General features: G+C 56.8%; 11 protein-coding genes. 3 read left to right on the top strand and 8 right to left on the bottom strand.

Translation table 11 applies throughout. From position 1 onward, the window contains the following. Positions 1-60: 60 nt before the first annotated feature. The 4 genes from J3U87_RS13665 to J3U87_RS13650 all read right to left on the bottom strand — a co-directional run bounded on the left by J3U87_RS13665 (position 61) and on the right by J3U87_RS13650 (position 9,755). Complete coding sequence (locus J3U87_RS13665; protein WP_237383605.1) at positions 61-2,640, bottom strand: TonB-dependent receptor; 2,580 nt, start codon at positions 2,638-2,640, stop codon at positions 61-63. A 29-nt stretch (positions 2,641-2,669) separates the two neighbouring features. Then, positions 2,670-5,774, bottom strand: a complete 3,105-nt coding sequence (locus J3U87_RS13660) for an nSTAND1 domain-containing NTPase (protein ID WP_237383604.1) — start codon at positions 5,772-5,774, stop codon at positions 2,670-2,672. Then, complete coding sequence (locus J3U87_RS13655; RefSeq protein WP_237383603.1) at positions 5,775-7,817, bottom strand: CHAT domain-containing protein; 2,043 nt, start codon at positions 7,815-7,817, stop codon at positions 5,775-5,777. A 726-nt stretch (positions 7,818-8,543) separates the two neighbouring features. Then, positions 8,544-9,755: an ROK family transcriptional regulator gene (locus J3U87_RS13650; RefSeq protein WP_237383602.1), complete on the bottom strand. Its 1,212-nt coding sequence runs from the start codon at positions 9,753-9,755 to the stop codon at positions 8,544-8,546. A gap of 259 nt (positions 9,756-10,014) precedes the next feature. Between J3U87_RS13650 and J3U87_RS13645 the strand changes: the two genes are divergently transcribed. Then, positions 10,015-12,714: a family 20 glycosylhydrolase gene (locus tag J3U87_RS13645; RefSeq protein ID WP_237383601.1), complete on the top strand. Its 2,700-nt coding sequence runs from the start codon at positions 10,015-10,017 to the stop codon at positions 12,712-12,714. A gap of 110 nt (positions 12,715-12,824) precedes the next feature. Here J3U87_RS13645 and J3U87_RS13640 read toward each other — a convergent pair whose 3' ends face one another. Then, positions 12,825-13,271, bottom strand: coding sequence for a hypothetical protein (locus tag J3U87_RS13640; RefSeq protein WP_237383600.1), 447 nt, complete (start codon positions 13,269-13,271; stop codon positions 12,825-12,827). A 345-nt stretch (positions 13,272-13,616) separates the two neighbouring features. Here J3U87_RS13640 and J3U87_RS13635 point away from each other — a divergent pair, with 345 nt between their 5' ends. After that, positions 13,617-14,513, top strand: a complete 897-nt coding sequence (locus J3U87_RS13635; RefSeq protein ID WP_237383599.1) for an SDR family oxidoreductase — start codon at positions 13,617-13,619, stop codon at positions 14,511-14,513. Between the two features lie 199 nt (positions 14,514-14,712). On the opposite strand, the gene J3U87_RS13630 is transcribed toward J3U87_RS13635, so the two are convergent. The 3 genes from J3U87_RS13630 to J3U87_RS13620 form a co-directional block, all read right to left on the bottom strand. Beyond that, entirely contained in the window at positions 14,713-15,159 is a 447-nt protein-coding gene (locus J3U87_RS13630) for a hypothetical protein (protein ID WP_237383598.1), read from the bottom strand. 391 nt (positions 15,160-15,550) lie between these two features. Next, positions 15,551-16,342 (bottom strand): hypothetical protein, encoded by a 792-nt coding sequence (locus J3U87_RS13625; protein WP_237383597.1) that lies wholly within the window; start codon positions 16,340-16,342, stop codon positions 15,551-15,553. Between the two features lie 11 nt (positions 16,343-16,353). Beyond that, positions 16,354-17,328, bottom strand: a complete 975-nt coding sequence (locus J3U87_RS13620; protein WP_237383596.1) for a hypothetical protein — start codon at positions 17,326-17,328, stop codon at positions 16,354-16,356. A gap of 333 nt (positions 17,329-17,661) precedes the next feature. Between J3U87_RS13620 and J3U87_RS13615 the strand changes: the two genes are divergently transcribed. Then, positions 17,662-19,257 (top strand): GSCFA domain-containing protein, encoded by a 1,596-nt coding sequence (locus tag J3U87_RS13615; protein WP_237383595.1) that lies wholly within the window; start codon positions 17,662-17,664, stop codon positions 19,255-19,257. Positions 19,258-19,293: the final 36 nt, after the last annotated feature.

Here is a 19,293-nt window from a genome sequence, read left to right as displayed (position 1 = left end):
TGCGGTTGGAAGGCGCGTTTGGGGTCTGGTGGGTTGGTCGAGGATCCGGGGCTTCGGTGATCAAAAATCGATGAGCAACCGCAGGTAGGCGGTGCGGCCCGCTTGAGGGATTTCGGCGGCGTAGAACCCGACGGTCGTGCCGTCATCGCGGGTGAAGCTGTCGGCCGTTCCAACGCCTGGGTGGGTGTAGTCGTGGTCGAAGAGGTTGTTGACGATCAGTTGGAGTCGGGTCTCCGAAACCCAGCGCTTCGATTGGGAGAAGGGGTGCCAGGTCAGGGTGGTGTTGGCGATCCAGTAGCCCTCGATTTCGTCCTTCGGGCCCAGGGTGATCGTGGTGTCGGGACCCGAGGGCTGATCGCCGACCACGTTGATGCGCGCATTCAGATTCAGTCGGGGTCGGTCCCAGCGGTAGTTGCCGGCCAGGTTCAAGCGATAACGGGCGATGTTGCCGATCCTGTCTCGCCGCTGGGTTGGATCGGCTTGAGGAAAGGGTTGGACCAAATCGGGATATTCCCCGAAATAACGAAACACGGCTCGTTCGCCTACGACCTTGGGATTCGTGAAGGTGAAGTTCCCTCTCAGGTTGGCGCGTTCGTTCCTCCAGCCTGCAAGTAGCTGGAATCCCCGGGATATCAGGTCGCTTTCGTTGTCCTGAACGAAGACCGAAAACACATCTCTTATTTTGGTGTGAAACAAAGTCATACCCACGTAATGGTGGCGTGGTTGATCATCCCAAAGGATTGATAATTCCGTGTTTTCTGCGGAATATCGACGCTTTGTAGTGCTGGCGATGTCGAAATCCAATCGTGCGAAGGGAATGCGGCGGAAGGATACCAATTCGTAGATGTTTGGCTGCCGAAACGATTCCGCGTACAGTGTTCGCAAGGTCATCCTGTCACTCAAACGACAGATCATGGCAAGACGGGGGCTGGTTCGACTTGGATAAGAAAAAGCGTCTTCGCTGCGGTTCTTGTTGCGGTCGTGGCGCAGGCCGATAGTGATTTTCCAGGCCTCGCGAAATCGAAAGTTGAGCTGGGAAAAAACACCTAGATCCAGCATGTCGAAGAAGAGAACGTCTTCCAGGCCGTCATGGGGTTTCACGGGTTGACACCCATAATCACCGTTGTTGTCGCGTTCGATGCAGCGGTCGAGACCCGAATGGACCTTACTCAGGCGCAGGTCTGCGCCTGTGGACGCCGAAAGCCAGGGCGTGACCGGAACGAGCAAACTGACTTGGCTGCGGAATTGAGTGGAGAACTGGTGCCAGTGGAACCGATTAGGCGATTCAAACCCGCTGTTGGCCAGGTTTTGGGTAAACCAGGACGTCGAAGTACCTTCGTCGAGGCGGTGTTCCGTATAGCGGTTTTCCATTCGGAACGTGAGTACGTCGGTCGCTTTGACGAAATTGGCGAACAGGGTTGTGTGTCTTGGGGTCCACTGCACGTCGGCACCGTCTGGCTGGAAATTGTCGGAAAACCAGGGAGCGGATCCCTCCTCTCGACGCCAGGTCTCGATGCCGGCCGACACACCGTTTCGCGATAGTTTGAACGAAAGGTACCAATCGTCGGTGGGGTCGGTGAAGGAGGCTGTTTCGGGTCTTGGAAAGGTGGGCTCCAAGATGTCGATGAGCTGGCCTTCACTGACCACGAAACCGAACGAGCGCACCTCTCCACGATAATCCCAAGTGGGGTCGGCACTCAGGTCGTTCTCGTCGGACCGAAACCGACGGGCCGTCAGGGCCCAATCTAGGCCGCCGTCCAACCTGTCGCCGAGCATGCGACCGGCAAAGGTCATGTCGAAGGACTGGGAATCCAGCGAACCGGCCTCCAATCGAATTCGAGCGCCAACCGCCTGGCCGGGTTCAGGGCTGGGTACACTGGTCGCCACGTCGATCACGCCCATATAGGCGTTGGGGCCGTAGATGGTCGAAGCGGGGCCGTAGACGACCGTCACGCGTTCGACGTTGCTGAGCGGGAATTGCCTCGAAAGGTACATCAGGTTGGAATGCAGGTCGTTTTGCTCGACCCCGTCGATCCGCAAAAGCATGCTGAAATTGCCCTCGGTGCGGAAACCGCGCGGGGTAATGGTCATGAATTCGTCGCCGTTGCCCTGGGTGATGTCGAAACCGGAAAAGTCGTAGAGGATTTCGGCCAAGTTGCGATAGCCGGAAAGTTCGATCGTGGTTCGGCCGAGGTAGTCCACCATTGCGGGCGTCTCGCTGCGGTTCTCCGAGAGCAGCGAAGCGGAACTGACGGTCAGCTTCGCTTGGGTTTCCCCGACCCGTGCCACCAGCCACCGGAATGGCGGCAGCGCATCGGAAGGTGGCTCGTACCTGGGGACCAGCCCGAAGATGCGAGTGACCACGCTTTCCGCCTCCGCGAACGCATCGCTGGCCAACAGGGCGCGGGCGTACAGTTCCAGAACGGCGATGTACTCGCGCCGTTGCTTGACCCCTTTGAGACAGGGCTGCAGACGCGCGATCACGGCATCCAGGTCGCCGATCGCGAATGCTCGTCGGGCCTTGTCCAAACGTGCGATGCAGTCGAGGTCGTCGCTTTGGCCAAAGCAGCCGCCTCCGAATACCGCGAAAACCAAAACCATCGAGAGTACCTTTTTGCAACGACCGAACGGGATGAACATGAATCGACCTCCGGAATCGGGAAGCGGATCTAGGGGTCCGTTTGGCAAGGGGGATTGAAGGGAAGGTCGTAGAAGAACGTGCGCCACGTTTTTTCCGAGATTGGCTCTCGAACCAAGGGGCAAATCGCATCTGCCAAAGCGTCGGTGCTCGCCAGCCAGGGACGGACGGTGCCGTCGGCGCCGCCACTGAAGGCGGTGCCGCCATCGTGGGAGGCAGCCAAAACCATCGCCCAGGCACCATGGCTTCCCAGTTCGATGGCCTCTTGGCTGTTCCGTGGATCGATCCATAGGTTCACGGCACCGCTGCCGCCCGCAGAGAGAAGGCGTCCGTCGGGGAACATATGAAGATCGAAAACGGGAAAATCGTGAGGGAGATGGTGTTTGGCTTTTGCCGCTCGATCTTCGAGTTCGAGGATTTTTATACCGTGCCCCGAAGTGCCGACGGCCAAAAGCCCCGCCTCGTTCATCGCAAGGGACGTAAGGGTGAGGTTCTCCGGTTCTGTGTCGGCACTCGCGCTGGGGAATTGGAACAGACGAACGGGAGCCGTACCCTGCACGCCACACCGGATCAGATGGATACCGCCCGATTCTCCGCCCAACACCAAGTTGGGAAGGTTGGGTTGGAACGCCATGGCCCGCACGGGTTCTGGCGCGCTGGGAAAATTGGGGTCGCTGGTGATGGAACCATTGTCGGGATTGCGCGAATGAAGTGTCAGCCAACCGTTCCTTCCCAGCGTCGCCAACCATTGGCCATCGTGTGACAGGGCCATGCGCCAAATCGAGTTGGTGGGCAGTTTGACAATCGTTTCCGGTTTGGTTCGGATGTAGGGCTTTTTCCAAATCGCAATGGCACCATCCGATGTGCCGATGATCAAGTCGTGGTGATTTGGGGCGAACAGAAGTTCCCTGATGGGGCTGCCCATTTCGAACTCGACCAGGTGATCGAGCAGGGTTTCGGTTCTGACGGGAGTCCAAATCGCGACCCTGCCGCGATCACCGCCGACCGCCAACACACCCGTCTCGGGGTGAAGCGCCAAGGCGCGGATCGTATCTTCGGCACCGATCGGAAGCAGACTCTGAAACGGATATTCCAGGAGTTGAAGGGCACTGATGAGTGCTTGGTAAAAATCGACCGGGATCGTGAAATCCGGTGCATGATTTTGGCGAAACAGGTTCAGGGCGGCGTAGGCGAGCGGACCCGCGGTTTGGCCATCCATCAAGGTAGGCACTCGTTTGGCCACATTGAGTGCAATGTTTCTTTCCTTTAAACGCTTCGCCTCGGATCGTTTGCGATCCAAGTCGGCTCTCAGGAGGCGCTTTTGGGAATCCGCCTCCTGGCTGAAGCTCTCCAGCTCCGCTTCGGCCTTGCGCTTGGCCTCGCGGAAGGCGGTGGCTTCCCGTTCCGCGGCCTCCAATCTGCGCTGGGCCTCTTGCTGCCGTTTCATGGAAGCGTCGAGCTGTTGTTGAATCCGTTCCTGGGTTTCGCGAGCGCGGAGTTCGGCGGCCGCGATCAATCGATCGGCTTCCTGCCGCGCTTTGTCACGTGTGTCGATGGCGGCGGCACGTTCCAATTTGGCCTGTTTCAGTTCCTCCAAGACCTCGCTTCTCGCCGACTCCGCCTGCTCGAGGTCCACCTGAATGCGGGCCCGCGTCAAGCTGGCCCAGAGGCCGATGACCGTCGCCACGAGAAACGCGATGATTAGCGTGTTCCAACGAACTCGGGTCCGCTGGCGTTTGACCTCGAGATGGTTTTGAAATTGGCGCGAGGCCTCGAGGTAGTCTCGCTCCAAGGGTCGCAGAAACTCCTGGTGGGTCGCCGCCCAGACCTCCGCCTGCTCCAGGGCGCCCTCGCGCAGCAGGTAGCGATCGGCGCGACGGTTGCCTTCCCAATCCAAAGCGTGCTGTTCCACGGGACTCAGGTTTTTCAGCCGCCACGCCTCGTTGCCGGCGCGAATGGGTTCGATCATGCGGTCGTGGGACAGCTCGAACCAGGTCGTGCCCCGGCGTGGCTCGGCCCGCACCAGGTACGCATCCACCAAACCCTGGATCGCTTCGTTTTCCAGGCCCTGACTCTTCTCGGCACCCAGCGGCACCTGAGCCCGGTATCCGTTCTCGGTGATCAGGCAGAACTGGAACCAGAGCCGGATCCTGCGCTCGGAGGTGCCGGTGCGTTGCGCGATCACTTTGACGCGGTTGCTGTAATATCCGGCGAGCGCTTCGTCCACCGAACCCACTTGGCCGACGTGGGCCATGGTGATCTCCGAGGTATTTTCCGGCAGCTTCTCCCACAGCCGGTGACACACGACCTGCAACTGAACCGGTTCCACGTACGGACCCAGCTTCGTCTCCTGGCTGCCATCGGGGTTCGCTACCTGGGTTTGCCGTAAGTTGTCCACGAGCAGGGCGACGGCTTCTTCCTGGAAAGACACCTCCTGGGCGAGCGCCGGTCTGCGGATCGCCCGCCGAGCGGCGACCGGGCGCAGCAGGTCGAGCCTGAAGTGAACTTCCAAGCGAGTCGGCAGGTAGCGGCGATAGGGGTCCAGACCGGCCAGGAAATCCTCGCGCATCGCGAACAGTGCCCACAGGTCCGGGTCGCGCAACGCGGCGCCCAGGGTTTCGAAGAACTCCTGTTTGGCGGCCTGATCGGTGGGGTCCAGGGTCAAGATTTCCTCGAACTGATCGAGGATCAAAATGGCGCTGGAGGAAGGATCGTCGCGGCGGCGGTAGTCCAGGTAGGCCTTCAGGTCCAGTTGTTCGATGATGTCCACCGGGGTGCGCCGGTCTTTCGGGAGCGATTCCTCCAGGGACAACACCAAACTCACCAGGTAGTGGTTGGCGGTTTTGGGAATCTTCAGATCCGAAGGGATGTCGCCTGCCACACGGCCGACTCCCAGGACCAGGAAATCCTCTTCTCCGAGGTTCGGAACGAGCCGGGCGTTGATCAGGGAAGACTTGCCTGCACCCGAAGGGGAATACAGCAACACGATGCGCTCGGCGATCAGCAAATCCAAGAGGTCGCGGGCCTCGCGCCCCCGTCCGTACAGGCGTTCACCCGAACGGAAGGCGCGTGGTCCCACGTATGGGTTGTCCTCCCGGGAATCCCACGATGTGGTCGCGAAAGGGTCCCGATTCATCTATCGCTCCTCGAGACGGGCGGCCAATTCCGCCAGGAAATCCGTGGGCGAGCCCCAGTAGAGCGTGATGTTGGCGTCGTCGAAGTATTCGCGCAGGTATTGGCGGGCGGCTTCGGGTTCGATGAGTTGATCCTCGTCGGGACTGATCTGGACCGCCACATGGGTGTAGCGTCGCCGGCGTCGGCCACCCTGGCGTTTCATCAGCCCGCGGAACAGGACGCGGAAATCCCAGCGATCCAAGCGAAAGCCCAGGAACAACAGCGCCGAGTCGGTCAGTGCGCGGCGCACCCGCCCCGGCAACAGGTCGCGGTTGCCGGTCACGCCGATCAGGAAGTCGAAGTAATGGTCTTCCGTCAACACCAGTGAATCGTATTCGGTCAGGCAACCGAACAGACGGTAAACCAGGGGCTGGGTTTGAGAAGGCAGGTAGTTGGGTTGGTCTTCGAACACCGACGGAAAATCTTCCATGTCGTCGTTCCAGCGGCACAACTCGGAATGCGGCTGCTTGTCGCGGGCACGCAAGGCCGCCTCCAAAAGGGGCACGGGATCGGTGGTGAGAAACAGCGCGGCGGGAAGGCGGGCCAGCAGGTCGAAGGCGTTGTTCGGGTTGGCTTCGAGGGCTCGTTCGGCCAATCGATCCCAATCCTGGCTGGACTGAGGCTTTTCGGTGGTGGATGGGTCGTCGGGCAAGTGGCTGGAAAGTCGGTTTGTTACGTGGGTTTCCCACTTGGAAACCGCCATGCCCTGGTCGAATTTCACCGAAACGTATTGTGCGACATGGGGGAGTTCGCCGCTGTGGTGTTCGGTCAAGGGGAACCCATAGGCGCGCGACCAGTTCAGAGCCAGGTCGCGGCGGGAGCCCACCAGGAATTCGCTGATCTCCGGGCCGAGGATCGGGGTGCATTTCCCTTTTCCCAGGCTGTGAATCAGCGACAGCCATTTTTCATTGCCACCTCGCTGGATCGCGAACCCGGGGGCATACCAGAGTTCGCACGATTTGAGGCGCGAGAACAGGACGGGGCGCCACCAGTCGGGGCGATCGCGAACCCGATCGCGGGCGATCGACATCGCCAGATCGACCGACCCATTGCGTTGCAGTTCCTCGAAGAATGCGGGGAGGAAGCGATCGATGGTGGTCATGCTGACGGCGCCCTGCATCCCCACCACGGCGGGGACGCCGGCCTCTGCCAGGCGCGGTCCGAGGGCCGATGAAAAGTTCCCCGTGCCGCTGCCGTCGGCGTCGCCCGCCGAATGGCAGGAGACCAGAAGGATCAGTCGCGGAAGCCGTACCAATTGGGTCAGGGTTTGGACCAGCAGTTCCCCGGGAACTCGGGCCACCTTACCCGATTCGTTTTCCAGCCAGAGTAGCGGTTGCCCGTTTTTCATGCTGCCGTGGCAAACGAGCACCACGACGTCCACTCCTTTGCGCAGCCCTTCCCGAATCGCGTCGATTCGGGCCGCACCATTCTGGGCGAGCGTCCGCGTGCGCATGTACTTCAGGCCGCTCTCGGCTCGTGCGCGCTCTTTTGCCACGTCGAGGGGCGCGAGCTGATACGCGTCCAGGTCGCTCGGGTTGGCGATCGCGATCAACGCCTCGAGGCCCGAATGGCTGCGGGCCGTCACGCGGTTCCAATAGCGGCTCGAAAGGTAACGGGAGAACAGGATGCGTTCGCTGAGGCAGAGTGGATAGCCCGTCTGGAAATCGAGCAGCATCTCCCACGGCAATTTCTGCAGTTCCGCGGAACCCGATTGAATGTAGAGTCGGAGGCGCAACCGCAGTTCGTGATCTTCCGCGCGTCGTTGGGCCGCTTTGAACGCCGATTGCACATCTGGGTGAGCGAAAAGCCAATCCGAGAGAAGGCGCGCACTTTGTTCCGTCGCTTTGCAAATCTCGGCGAACTGTTCCGACTTCAGGGTCGGTAGGTCGAGACTGCGAAGACGCTCATCCACCTCGCTCCCGGGCATGTGAAACCAGAGATTGATCGCATAGGTCGAGGGATCGCGGCAGAAGATCGATATCTCCAACTCAGCGGCTTTTACCATTGATTATCCCAAGGTAAATTATCATGTAATTCAGAATAAATACTATAACAATATTTATCGCAAGATGCTATTTGTCATGAGTTGAACGGTAAATTGTTGGGGTGGATCACGCGTCGTTTTGAGAAAAAAGCTTTTCGGTGAATAGATTCTCGTCGCCATCATCCTTGAACACACGACTCATCCGGTTGCGCGTCGAGCGATGGTTCGGACAATCAAGAGCTCATTCGGGCAGCAGGTTCCCAATGGCTTCCCGTGTCCAATCCCAACTCCGTTTCCTCTGTGACCTCTTATGTAACATAATTATGTAACAAGCTATGTAAAGCTCGAAGATAGAGTTGAAAACATCTGATGAAGCAAGTTGTGTTTGGAGCACCCGAATGCCGAGAGTTTCGTCGTGCCCGGTAGGTTCATCCGCCGGATGAACTTGTCGAAGTAATCCATTCGAGGAGTTTCAACCTAATTTTTGAGGGTCGGCGCGATTAAAACAACTGGCTTCGGAATGTGCGACCAGCGGTCGCACCTACCTGGCACGACGCCACTCTCGCGAACGTGGGAACTCCCTAGCGTTTCGCTTCGATTAGTTACCCACTTGAAACCCAGTGGTCGGAATGCCGAACCACCGGCAATCCGGCCCCCGGCCTGGGCAACGACTTTGTGGTAAAAAACGAAATCACCATTGATTGGGTTAAAAAGCGGCCCTTTAGCCCGGGTCTCCGCTCGGTCCGATTACACGATGCCCAGTTCGAAGTTCAGGACCAGTGCGGCGGCGCCCAACACCACGATGTCGGCGCCCAGGTCCGAGATCTCGATGTCGATCTGGTTGATGAGCGCCGGGTACGAGCGGCGGAACACTTCCTGGCGGATCGGTTCGAGCAGGGCGTCGCCGAAGCGCGCCATCGAGCCCGCGATGTAGATGTGGCGGATGTTCATCGCACCGACCAGGTGGGCGATGGCACCGCCGAGGAAACGACCGGAGCGCTCGATGACCGGCTGCACCGTGAAGTCCTTTTCCTGATGCGCTTGCAAAATGTCGTTGGAGTGAAGCGGATGTCCCGCGCGGGCCTTGTCGTGCAGCTTCGAGCTGGGATTGGCCATGGCGATCTGCGTCATTTGTTCGCTGAGTGCCCGCGTGCTGGCCATGGTTTCCAGGCAGCCATTGTGGCCACAGGTGCACAGCTTGCCGTTGGGGTCAACCACCACGTGGCCGATTTCGCCCGCGCTGAAGCCGTCACCGAAGAAGATTTCGCCGCCGAAAATGATGCCGGAGCCGATGCCGCGGCCCACCTTGACCAGGATCAGGTTCTTGATGGACTCCTTGTCCGGCGAGAACAGGTACTGGGCCAGTGCGGCCAGTTGGGCGTCGTTGGCGATGTAGACCGGAATGTCGAAGCGCTCTTCCAACATGTCGCCCAGGGGAAGGTCGGACCAGTTGAGGTTGATGGCGCTCTTGACCACGCCGCGATAGGGTTCGATGACGCCCGGGGTACCGATGCCGATGCCCAGCAGCGGTTCGGTCGCTTTGGCCTTCAACTCCTCGATCAGTTCCACGACCTTGTCGACCGCCGATTCGCCGCGCTGCTCTTCGACCGAGATCTTGACGCGATCGGTGATGTCGCCGCGCAGGTTCATCAAACAGCCGCGGAATTGGTCGTTGGCCAGGTCGAGGGTGATGAGTTGGCGGGCACTCTTGTTGAAGCTGAGCAAGGTGGGCGGTTTGCCGACGCTTTTCTTGGCGAGGCCGACCTCGTGAACCAAATTCTCTTCGAGAAGGGCGGCGACCACATTGGAGATGGATGCGCGCGTCAATTTGGTCAGGCGTGCCAAGTCGGCGCGGCTGATGGGATCCCGCTCGTAGATGGTTTTGAGGATAAACCGTTTGTTGTGCTCTTTGGTTTGGGCCCGGGTCGCTTTTTGGGAGGCGGAAATCACTTTATTCACTAAGGGCATCCAGCTGAGATATCACGGTAGGCCCCACCATCTTAGCGGGAAGGCCAAAGTCAAATCAATACAATACCTGAGCGAAAGCCGGGGCAAATCGGGTGTTTTTCGTCAATTGGCGAAACATTCGACCGTTCGGTCGACTCGATCGATTCGGTCGTTGAGGTGGATTTAGGGTGGAAAAACGGGAGAGGTACTTGCCAGGCCTTGGTGAAACGTGATTTAGTTAATTCATCAAACAAAATATTCGGAGGTTGCCATGACCCCCCGTCGTCTCGGTCCCGTCCTGCTTTTTGTCCTGGCTTCGATCGCGATCGCACCCGCTCAGCCTGCCGTCGAGGAGGGCGCGTCCCGCGATTCGTCCGAGCCCGCTCGGCGCCTGCACCTGCGTTGGGTCTTGACCGAGCCGCCGTCGGGCGAGCCGGCGCGGGCCGAGGCCGACCTGATCCTCGCGATCGAGGGGCCGGCGTTGCCGGCGACCTCCGGTTGGGCCCTGTTCTTCAACTTCCCCTTGGTGGTCGATCCCCTGCCGAAGGGTTCACCCGTTCAGGTTCACCATGTGAACGGGGACCTGTGGCGCATTCAGCCCAAGGCAGGGTGGAAAAGTAAACGCTTGCCGAATCCCCTGAAAATCTCGCTCCGGTTCGAGGGTAGCGCCGTCAATCGTTCGATGGCGCCAAATGGTTTTTATTTGCGCGAACAAGTTCGAGACACATTTCGTACGACGCCGGTGACGCTCGAATTGCCGTCGCACGTCGATACCCGATCGATGCAACGTGCTGCAGAGGATGTGGTTCCACCGGAAACCGCGGAAACGCGATATCGCTTCAACCAAGAGGCGGCACGGGCACTCGTGAAGATGCCGAAATCGGGGGCCGCTTCGCATCTGGTGCTGCCCACCCCGCGCCGTCAGCGGGTGGGCAAGGGGTCTGTGGTGCTGGAATCCGGCTCGAGGATCGGATTTCACCCCGATTTCGCGGCGGAGGCCCGGTTCCTGAAAGAAGCACTGCGTTCCCATTTCGCCATCGAGGCCCGGTTGGTGGAAGCGGGACGGCCCGATGGGGCGACCGTCTGGTTGAATCGCGGTGAGTTATCTGATTTGGCCGGTGAACAGGGTGTGCGCGCGGAAGGATATCGCCTGACCGTGCGACCCAAGGATGGGGTCCGTATCGACGCCGAAACCGCGGCCGGCGCCTTTTACGGGATCCAGTCGCTTCTGGCCTTGGCCGAACCGCTGGCCTACCGAACGAAGGGACGATCGCTCGATCTTCCCGAGGTCGACATCCTCGATGTGCCGCGCTTTGCCTATCGCGGCATGCACCTCGATGTCGCCCGCAATTTCCACGGGGTGGCCTCGGTCAAGAAGGTGCTGGACTTGATGGCCTTCTACAAATTGAATCGATTGCACTTCCACCTGACCGACGACGAGGGCTGGCGCCTGGAGATTCCCGGGTTGCCGGAATTGACGAGCTTCGGTGCGTTTCGCGGTGCGGGTGACGGGGAGTTGCCGCCGTCCTTCGGTTCCGGGCCGGAACGGATCGGTGGGTTTTACAGCGCGGCCGACATGATCGAAATGCTGCGGTACGCCACGCGACGCCACATCGAAGTCATTCCCGAGATCGATTTGCCGGGCCACGCCCGCGCCGCGATCGCCGCCATGAAGCACCGCAACCGGCGCGCCGAGGGGGCGGACCAAAAGCGGGCACCTGGGCTCCTGGCCGACCCCCATGCACGACTGTCGCTCCACGATCCGGCGGATACCTCGCGTTACCGGTCCGTTCAGGGTTGGCGCGACAACGTGCTGTGCGTCTGTCGCGAGGACACCTTCCTGTTCATCGACAAGATTGTCGAAACCTTGGTGGGGATGTATCGAGAGGCCGATGCGCCGCTGCGCACCATCCACGCGGGCGGCGACGAGGTACCCAAGGGCGCCTGGCTCGATTCCCCCGATTGCCAGGCCTTTTTGAAGGCGCATGGCATCCAGGACAAAAACCCACAGGACCGATTGTTTTCCATCTTTTTCGAACGGCTGCACCGGCGGCTGGCCGAGCGCGGCATCCGCCTGGCCGGTTGGGAGGAATCGGCCCTGATCACACGCGAGGGCGGGCACGAGGGCGGTCATGCGGACAAGCCCAATCCGTTGCTGCTCGACCCGCCGATTCAGGCCTACGTGTGGAACGACGTGCCGGGCTGGGGCCGCGAGGACACCGCCTACCGCCTGGCGAACGCGGGCGCGGAAGTGGTGTTGTGTTCGGCGCCACACCTCTACTTCGACCTGGCCTACCAAAAGGATTTCCAGGAACCGGGCTACTACTGGGCGGGCTATGTGGACACCTACAAGGTGTTTCGCTTCGCCCCCGAGAACCTGTTCGCCTCGGCCACCCACGACCGCATGGGCCAACCGATCGACCCGGCCCGTTACACGCATGCGGCCCGTTTGACGGCGGAGGGGGCCAAGCGTGTCCTCGGTATCCAGGGCCAGTTGTGGACCGAAACGGTGGCGGACACCGAGGCGCTGGAGTACATGCTGTTCCCCAAACTGTTGGGGTTGGCGGAGCGGGCCTGGGCGGCGCGGCCGAGCTGGGAAATGGCGAAGCCGTCGGCGTCGCGCGAGGGGCAGGTGGCCCGCGATTGGGGGGCCTTTGCCGATCGGCTCGGGCGCCGCGAGTTGCCCAGGTTGGATCACCTGTTCGGCGGGGTGGCGTACCGCATCCCCTTGCCAGGCGCGCGGATCGAGCGGGGCGTGCTGAAAGCCAACGTGCGCTATCCTGGCCTCGACCTGCGTTACACCGAGGACGGCTCGGAGCCGACGCCCTCTTCCCAGGCGTACAAAGGCCCGGTATCGGTGACTGGCGAGGTGATCCGCCTGCGGAGTTTCAGCGGCAACGGCCGAGCCAGCCGCACCACCGTGGTCCGCGGCGCCAGGGAGAGTGGCGGTGCCCCCGGCAAAGGGGATTGAGTTGGTGATCCTTCAGCGTTTTCTTAATAAAAAAGCGCAGATCCTTTAGGATCTGCGCTTTGGGTCTTCTGTCATGCGGGCCTAGGAGTTACGTGAAAGCGTCATCCTGCTTAAAAAGCTGCGCCGCAATTGATCGGTATAGAGTAGTAAGCTTCAGCATTATCGCTGCCATCCTGCTGATCAAAGAAACCATGTGCAACGAGGCCCAGAACATCATCGTCGGTGCTTTTATTATTCCATTCGATAACTGCATATCCATACTTCCATGGTGTAGGATTGATAACTACTACTCCGGTACTACCGGCTGCAATTTCGGTGTTGCTGTTAATGAAATTTGTATAAACTATTCCGCTGGTGATAACTGTTCCATTTTGATCGTAAAATGTAATGCTTACTTCTAAATCATGTGGAGTAATATTGGACATGTAATACACGCACTTGCCGTCTGTGGCTGAGTTAGCGGAAAAGTTCGGGATGATTGCCTTTCCAGATCCAGCTAATACCTGATAGGTCGAACAAAGAGAAAATACTACAAAGATTAACGCTGAGGTTTTCATGGGGAGCTCCTTTGTTTTTTTGTGAGTTATCCGTGGATGATAGTGTTGAGAGGCTGATGTAATGTAGTTTGTTGACTTGAATGAAGCAAGGTAAGGAATGGCTTGAATGCCGTATGTTGTTGTAACTCGGTGGGATGTAATGATTGCTAGGTTTATGTTGGTGGACATGGTATGAATGCTGGAATTGCCTCAGCTCTAGGAAAATGCGATGCGTGATAGATAGGTTATTCATTTTAGAGAGCGTTTCGTTAAAAAGACGAACATAATAATATTTGATAGCTCGTGCAAAATGACTTCGCCCATGTGAAAATTACGCTTATTGACCCATGATTACCGGAGAGTCGCATGACGAACAAAATCGATGTCCCCACATCGCTCGTAATCGGCGGTGACGGTTTCGTCGGCCGCGCCATGATACGCCAATACCGCCTATGGAACGTCAAGTGTGCCGGCACCTCGCGGCGTATGAACCCTGCCCCCGACCTGGCTTTCCTGGATTTGGCCGAGCCGAACCTGAGTGCCGTTGTTCCCGATCTGGAACGGTTCCAAGACGCCGTGATCGTGGCGGCGGAGGCCAATGTGGGCCGTTGCGAGCGTGACCCGGAACGGTCCTATCAGATCAATGTCCGGGGGACCTTGCAGTTGGTAGATCAGTTGATCACCGCCGGCATTCGGCCGGTATTTTCCTCGTCCGATTCGGTCTTTGCAGGAGTGGAAGGCAACTATACCGAGGAAGACATTCCCGAACCGGTCATTCACTACGGTCACCAGAAGCTGGAGACCGAGCGCGAGATATTGGCGCGAACGGGCGGTGCGGGCCTGGTACTGCGTTACAGCAAGATCTACTCGCTGGAAAAGGGAGACGGCAGCATCTTGGACGAAATGGCGACCATGTTCGCTTGCGGGAAGCAGGTCAAAGCCGCCACCGACCAAATCTTCTGCCCCCTCCTGCGCGAAGACCTGATCCGCATCGTAGCCACCCTGCAGGTGGCCGATGCGCGCGGGCTGGTCCACGTCTGTGGCGATGAAGCCTGGAGTCGCTACGACATCGCCTGCCGATTGGCGGAGGCGATGGCCCTGGATCCGGCCGAATGCGTCCTGCCCATTTCCTTGAGCGATCTGGGCCTCGAGCGTCCCAAAAACATCGCCATGATCAACCGCCGCATGCGCTCCTACTATCGCGAACCGATGATGACGATCGAGGATGCGGTGAAGGCGAAGGCGGCGCAGTATCGGAAGTAGTGGTTCAGTGCCGGAAGATTGGGGTGGAGGACTGTTTACAAATCGATGTTCGACGGGCAAAAAAGCAATGGGCGCAGGCCTTGGAAGGCGCCTGCGCCCAATTTGATACTTTGATCATCTGTTTTCGAATGACCAAGTATCGGATTCGAGCATGGTCATGACCCTCGAAAGGAGGTCATGATTCGGTGTTACTTTTGCCTTAAAAGGGCATTCCGGCGTTGATGCTGATGGCATAAAATCCTTGGGGATTGGAGGAGCCGTCTTTTTCGTCGAAGAAGCCATGTGCGACCAAAGCGACGACGTCTTCGTCGCTACCCTTGTTTTCCCACTCGATGACGCCATAACCATACTTCCAGGTGGAAGTATCTACCGTGCTGAGGCCTGTTTTACCAGCAGCGATATCGGCATTGCTGTTGATGAAGTTGGTGTAGGAAACACCGCTGGTGAGTGCGTTACCGTCCTGATCGTAGAAGGTGATCGTGACTTTGATATCGTGCTCCGTGATATTGGAAATCCAATAAAGATTGATGCTGTCAGTTGCGGTGTTTGCCGACATGTGGGGAATGATCGCCTTGCCGTAACCTGCAAAAGCGTGTCCGATTGAGAAAAGACAAAAGACCAGTAACATGGATGCTACTTTTTTCACTTGTATACTCCTGTGGAATAAAACATTGAAACCAAGCGCGCCGAGTGCTTGGTCTTAAGCGAAATGTGCCTGTTGTGCCCTGTGTTGGCAAAGAAATATTAATATGAGAGGCATTATTAAAGAAACATTCTGATTGTGATGTTTTCGTTGTCTAATTTTTTGGATGGCTGCATCTTAGATTATCAACGATTGAACAGGAAAATTGTGATGTGTTCAAGCCTACGAGTTGAAAACTTGCAAGACTAAAAATACTTGCAAAGCAATCGGACCTCTATCCACTCAAATTAAAATGCCTCTCTGTTCCCACGCCAAGGGTCCAGTAAGCCCACAATTTGAGGGTATACTGCATATAAGAGAGCGAGCGGAGAAGAGGCAATGAAAATTGCTTGGTTTATTGGAACCTGATGCTTGCTTTCTCGAAACGTTGTGCAAAATAATCAAACAGTATTCTGTCGTGTGCGGGCATCTCGTTTTTAAAGTGTGCCTTGAGTTCGGTTTGGGACACATATTTGGTCGATTTGTTCGTATGATGTTCGAATTTCGGAAGATCCAGTGCCTTGCCGAGAATGGCCGCATATTTTTCGATTCGATTGGTGGTGCCCACCAACCAAAAACGATCCAAAATGGCTTTGGCCCGTTCGGACGGATGATCGCCAGCGGTATGGCCAGCCAAGCTTGGAAAGCAGACTGTCAGCCAAAAGCACTGAAAGTCGGGCCATCCTGGCCTTTGTCTCAGGGTGTTTACATAGGCCCTTAAATCCGACTCGGGTAACCGCCCTTCGGTGGTCAGTGTCGTGTGGAATGCTTCCCTATCTCTTACCCAGGGAAGCTGACTGAAAAAATCATGGCGACCCTTGGCGATTTGGGTGAGCGCGTAATTCAATTCCGAGGTGAGTCGGGCAACCGGCTCCCGTAGAATGGTGGAAAACCGGCAATCGCGATTTGTGAAAAAGGTAGCAGTTCGGTGAGTGACCTCGTGCCCGATCACCGCTTTGATCCTGTTTAGATCTGTGACTTCGCGTTCTTCCAGGCTTGGGCGGCCTGCCATTTTCAATCGTTGCAAACCTTTGGCAGAGTAGAAGATGAAGTCACGATCCTCATCGAGATGGGATTGAAAAAAAGATATGACTGAATCGCCGCCTGTCTTTGGGATGTGGTAGATGAGATAGATCGGTTTTTTCATGTCTTTGTCGGTTACTTGGAGAGGTCGTTGTTCAGCCCGAGTGTTTTGATACGCTCGTTCATATCGATATTCTTGATTCGATTCAGGCCAGGTTCGAGTATCGAACCGAGAGGCAATGAAAAGGATTGCCAAATTTTTGAAAGCCGATCCTGGATTTCGCGATCCATTGCGATCTTCAGGTACCCCTCCTCGTTGCAAGCAACCTGTTTCACGGGGTTTTCTCCCGTCGATTCCAGCCGGTCATAGGCTCGCTCGAACACCGCGGCAACCTCTCTGGCGAATTGAATGTTTGGAAGCAATTCGAAATCCAGAGGTGGGAGTTTTTTGACGACCGGTCGATTTGTCGCGCTTTCAATTTCCGGTCCGCGATAAGGCACCTTCAAGAATCGCGCGATATCGCCGATTTCTTCCGAGATGCGCTCGTATCGGATTTGGTAGCCTCGATCGGCTTTTATGCGTAGGCCGCGACCCACTGCATCGGCACAGAAGAAAAGGAGGATCGCCTTGTATGAGTCGAGGGGGTCCATCTCGAAATCTGCCTGTTCGGTAAGAGCCTGGATGTTTTGGATTGAGTGTATCAATTTGCTTTCGTTGGCCTTGTCGCGATCGGGATTCAGAATGTGGACCGTACCTCGACCGAAACGAGAGGCATAAATATCTAAATAGTTCCGTCTTAACTGGATGATGTTTATTTTCTGCGAAAAGGCATCCAGTATCTTCCCTGCCTCGGTGGAGGTGAGGATGGATTGGGCGTTAAACGTCAGTTTGGTGCCCCTGGCTATTGAGTCTTCCAGTGAGGTACGCAGGATTTCCAAAACATCGCAACCTGGATAAAATGGAAGACGAAAGTCATCGATTTTCCGGGGTTTCGGGTACCAATTCGCCTGGAAATCGCAAGTTACCTGTGACAGCTCGTTCAGCGTGGTGGCTAAATAGGTGGAGCCGGACCTGGTGTTGCTGACAACGACAAAAAAGGTTGCGTTCATAGTCTGTCCATCTTTCTCGGGGCCTCGGTTTGATCCGAAGATTATATAATCTTCAGGGTTGGAAATAAAGGTGTTTGGGCGTGTGCCGCATGCCCTGCAAGCTTGACCAATTCCCCGGCATGGGGGCGCCATGTGCTTCGAGCGCGTTCGTCCTAGATGGAGAGGGCTCGACCCTGCAATTTGATTGGTGGCCAATCGGTTCTGACTGAACCCGAACTGTCGGAATGCCGGAGCATTGGGGTAACGATCCTTGTTTCGAGGAAGATACACATTTTATAATACCGCAACGTCACCGAATCCGAGCATTTGGGGAAGCTTCCCTGGGGACTGACCTTGAGCACAAGAGAGTCTTTCGATCGAACAGATTGGAATCCAAGCGAATATCCTCCCTTGGTCGATGCGCCTGTTGGGAGTATCCACGACCATTATCTCTCTTTGCCCTACAATCCTATATTTAAAAAATTCGACACGAATGTATTCGCTATGGGTAGCTGTTTTGGACTGCACGTTTCTGGTGTGTTGAATCGCTTGGGATTCTCGTGTTTTAGCCATCGGGATTCAAACCAACATTTTTCTCCTCGTACGCTGAGCGAGCTGATGTCGTTCTGGGTAGGCTTGAAACACTACTCGGAACGAGACATTTACGCGTTTGAAGATCAGGCCAAACTTTTTTCGATGCGACACTTCAAAAACATGCAAGTGAATCGGTCCGACAAAACGGCTCTGTTGCACGATATGCGCGTTATGGATCGATACGCGAAACAACACTTGCGCGAGGCAGCGGTGGTCATTGTGACCCTCGGTTCTGCGACCTATTTAAGCCACACACAAACTGGGATTCCCATTTGCTGTGCTCATGGCATGGCACGAGGCGATTACGAGTTTCAGGCCATGACCTGTGACGAAGTGCTTTCCGATCTGGAACATATCTATTCATGCCTCAAAAAATTGGTGTCAGACTCCTTCCATTTCGTGCTCACTCTTTCGCCACAACGCTATGACTGGGGGCCATCGCTCAATCCGGAAAAATTCGGAAAGAAGCAAGGCGTTCATCGGCAGATCCTTGGTCAAATGGATTACCACGTCCACACGTTTCACGATAAAGCCCTGCTCAGGATCGGGATACAGCAATTTGTAGAGAATCATCCAAGGGAACCGATTGAATATTTTCCGTCCTATGAGATTGTGATGGAAGAGCTGCGTGGAAGAGAGCATTTCAGCCATGATCACCAGGATCATGTTCATATCACGTTTCCGCGCACACCGGACTATGTCACAAATCGCTTTCTGTATAGCCACAGTAGTGCGGAAGTGATCGATTGCCTTAAATACCACCGTGAATGGTTTTATAAAAACAAGGTCGTACGTCTGCTGACCGACCAAACCGAATCCCGAATTGAACGAGAGTTGAAGCCGCTGATTTCGAAGATCAAACATCACTATGAAAAAACCGAATGCACTTGGCTCGTGACGAAGTTTTTGGATCTGTTATCCGCTCATGGGCAAAAGCAGGTCGCCGACCTTTTGTCATCGGAGACGATTGGTTGTGCCACTCGAGCGGAAATGTCAAAACCTGAGTGGGATCCGATCGGCACCGTCGACAAGTTGGTAATGGATTGGATCGAAAAGGAAGCGCGGGTGATCGTCTATGGTGCCGGCGAACACACCTCCTTTCTCATGCGCCGCTCGATGCTTCTCAAGGCGAATATCGTGGCCATTGCCGATCGAGATCCAGGTGAGTGTGCCCATCTTTTCGGTATGCCACTTGTGGCCCCGCATGAGATGGAAGCTTTTGAGCCCGATCAGGTCCTGATTTCATCCAAAGCGTTTCAGCGGGAGATCGCTCGAGATCTATCGCTGTTTTCCGGCCTGGAAGGAAAAATCGTCAGCATCTATCCCGACCACCTATTGGGAGATCCTGTTCTGTAATGACGGGATAGGGTGAAAACCGTGGTATCGGGGGAC

It is taken from the genome of Sulfidibacter corallicola (assembly GCF_017498545.1).
Lineage (GTDB): Bacteria > Acidobacteriota > Holophagae > Acanthopleuribacterales > Acanthopleuribacteraceae > Sulfidibacter > Sulfidibacter corallicola.
The sequence above is the reverse complement of the archived record's forward strand: the minus strand, read 5'-3'. Positions and strand labels throughout refer to the sequence as shown.

What these genes read in the sequence shown, in the direction of transcription:
- J3U87_RS13625 (WP_237383597.1), bottom strand. Translation starts at nt 16,342, where the DNA reads ATGAAAAAACCGATCTATCTCATCTACCACATCCCAAAGACAGGCGGC.
- J3U87_RS13645 (WP_237383601.1), top strand. Translation starts at nt 10,015, where the DNA reads ATGACCCCCCGTCGTCTCGGTCCCGTCCTGCTTTTTGTCCTGGCTTCG.
- J3U87_RS13635 (WP_237383599.1), top strand. Translation starts at nt 13,617, where the DNA reads ATGACGAACAAAATCGATGTCCCCACATCGCTCGTAATCGGCGGTGAC.
- J3U87_RS13660 (WP_237383604.1), bottom strand. Translation starts at nt 5,774, where the DNA reads ATGAATCGGGACCCTTTCGCGACCACATCGTGGGATTCCCGGGAGGAC.
- J3U87_RS13640 (WP_237383600.1), bottom strand. Translation starts at nt 13,271, where the DNA reads ATGAAAACCTCAGCGTTAATCTTTGTAGTATTTTCTCTTTGTTCGACC.
- J3U87_RS13665 (WP_237383605.1), bottom strand. Translation starts at nt 2,640, where the DNA reads ATGTTCATCCCGTTCGGTCGTTGCAAAAAGGTACTCTCGATGGTTTTG.
- J3U87_RS13655 (WP_237383603.1), bottom strand. Translation starts at nt 7,817, where the DNA reads ATGGTAAAAGCCGCTGAGTTGGAGATATCGATCTTCTGCCGCGATCCC.
- J3U87_RS13620 (WP_237383596.1), bottom strand. Translation starts at nt 17,328, where the DNA reads ATGAACGCAACCTTTTTTGTCGTTGTCAGCAACACCAGGTCCGGCTCC.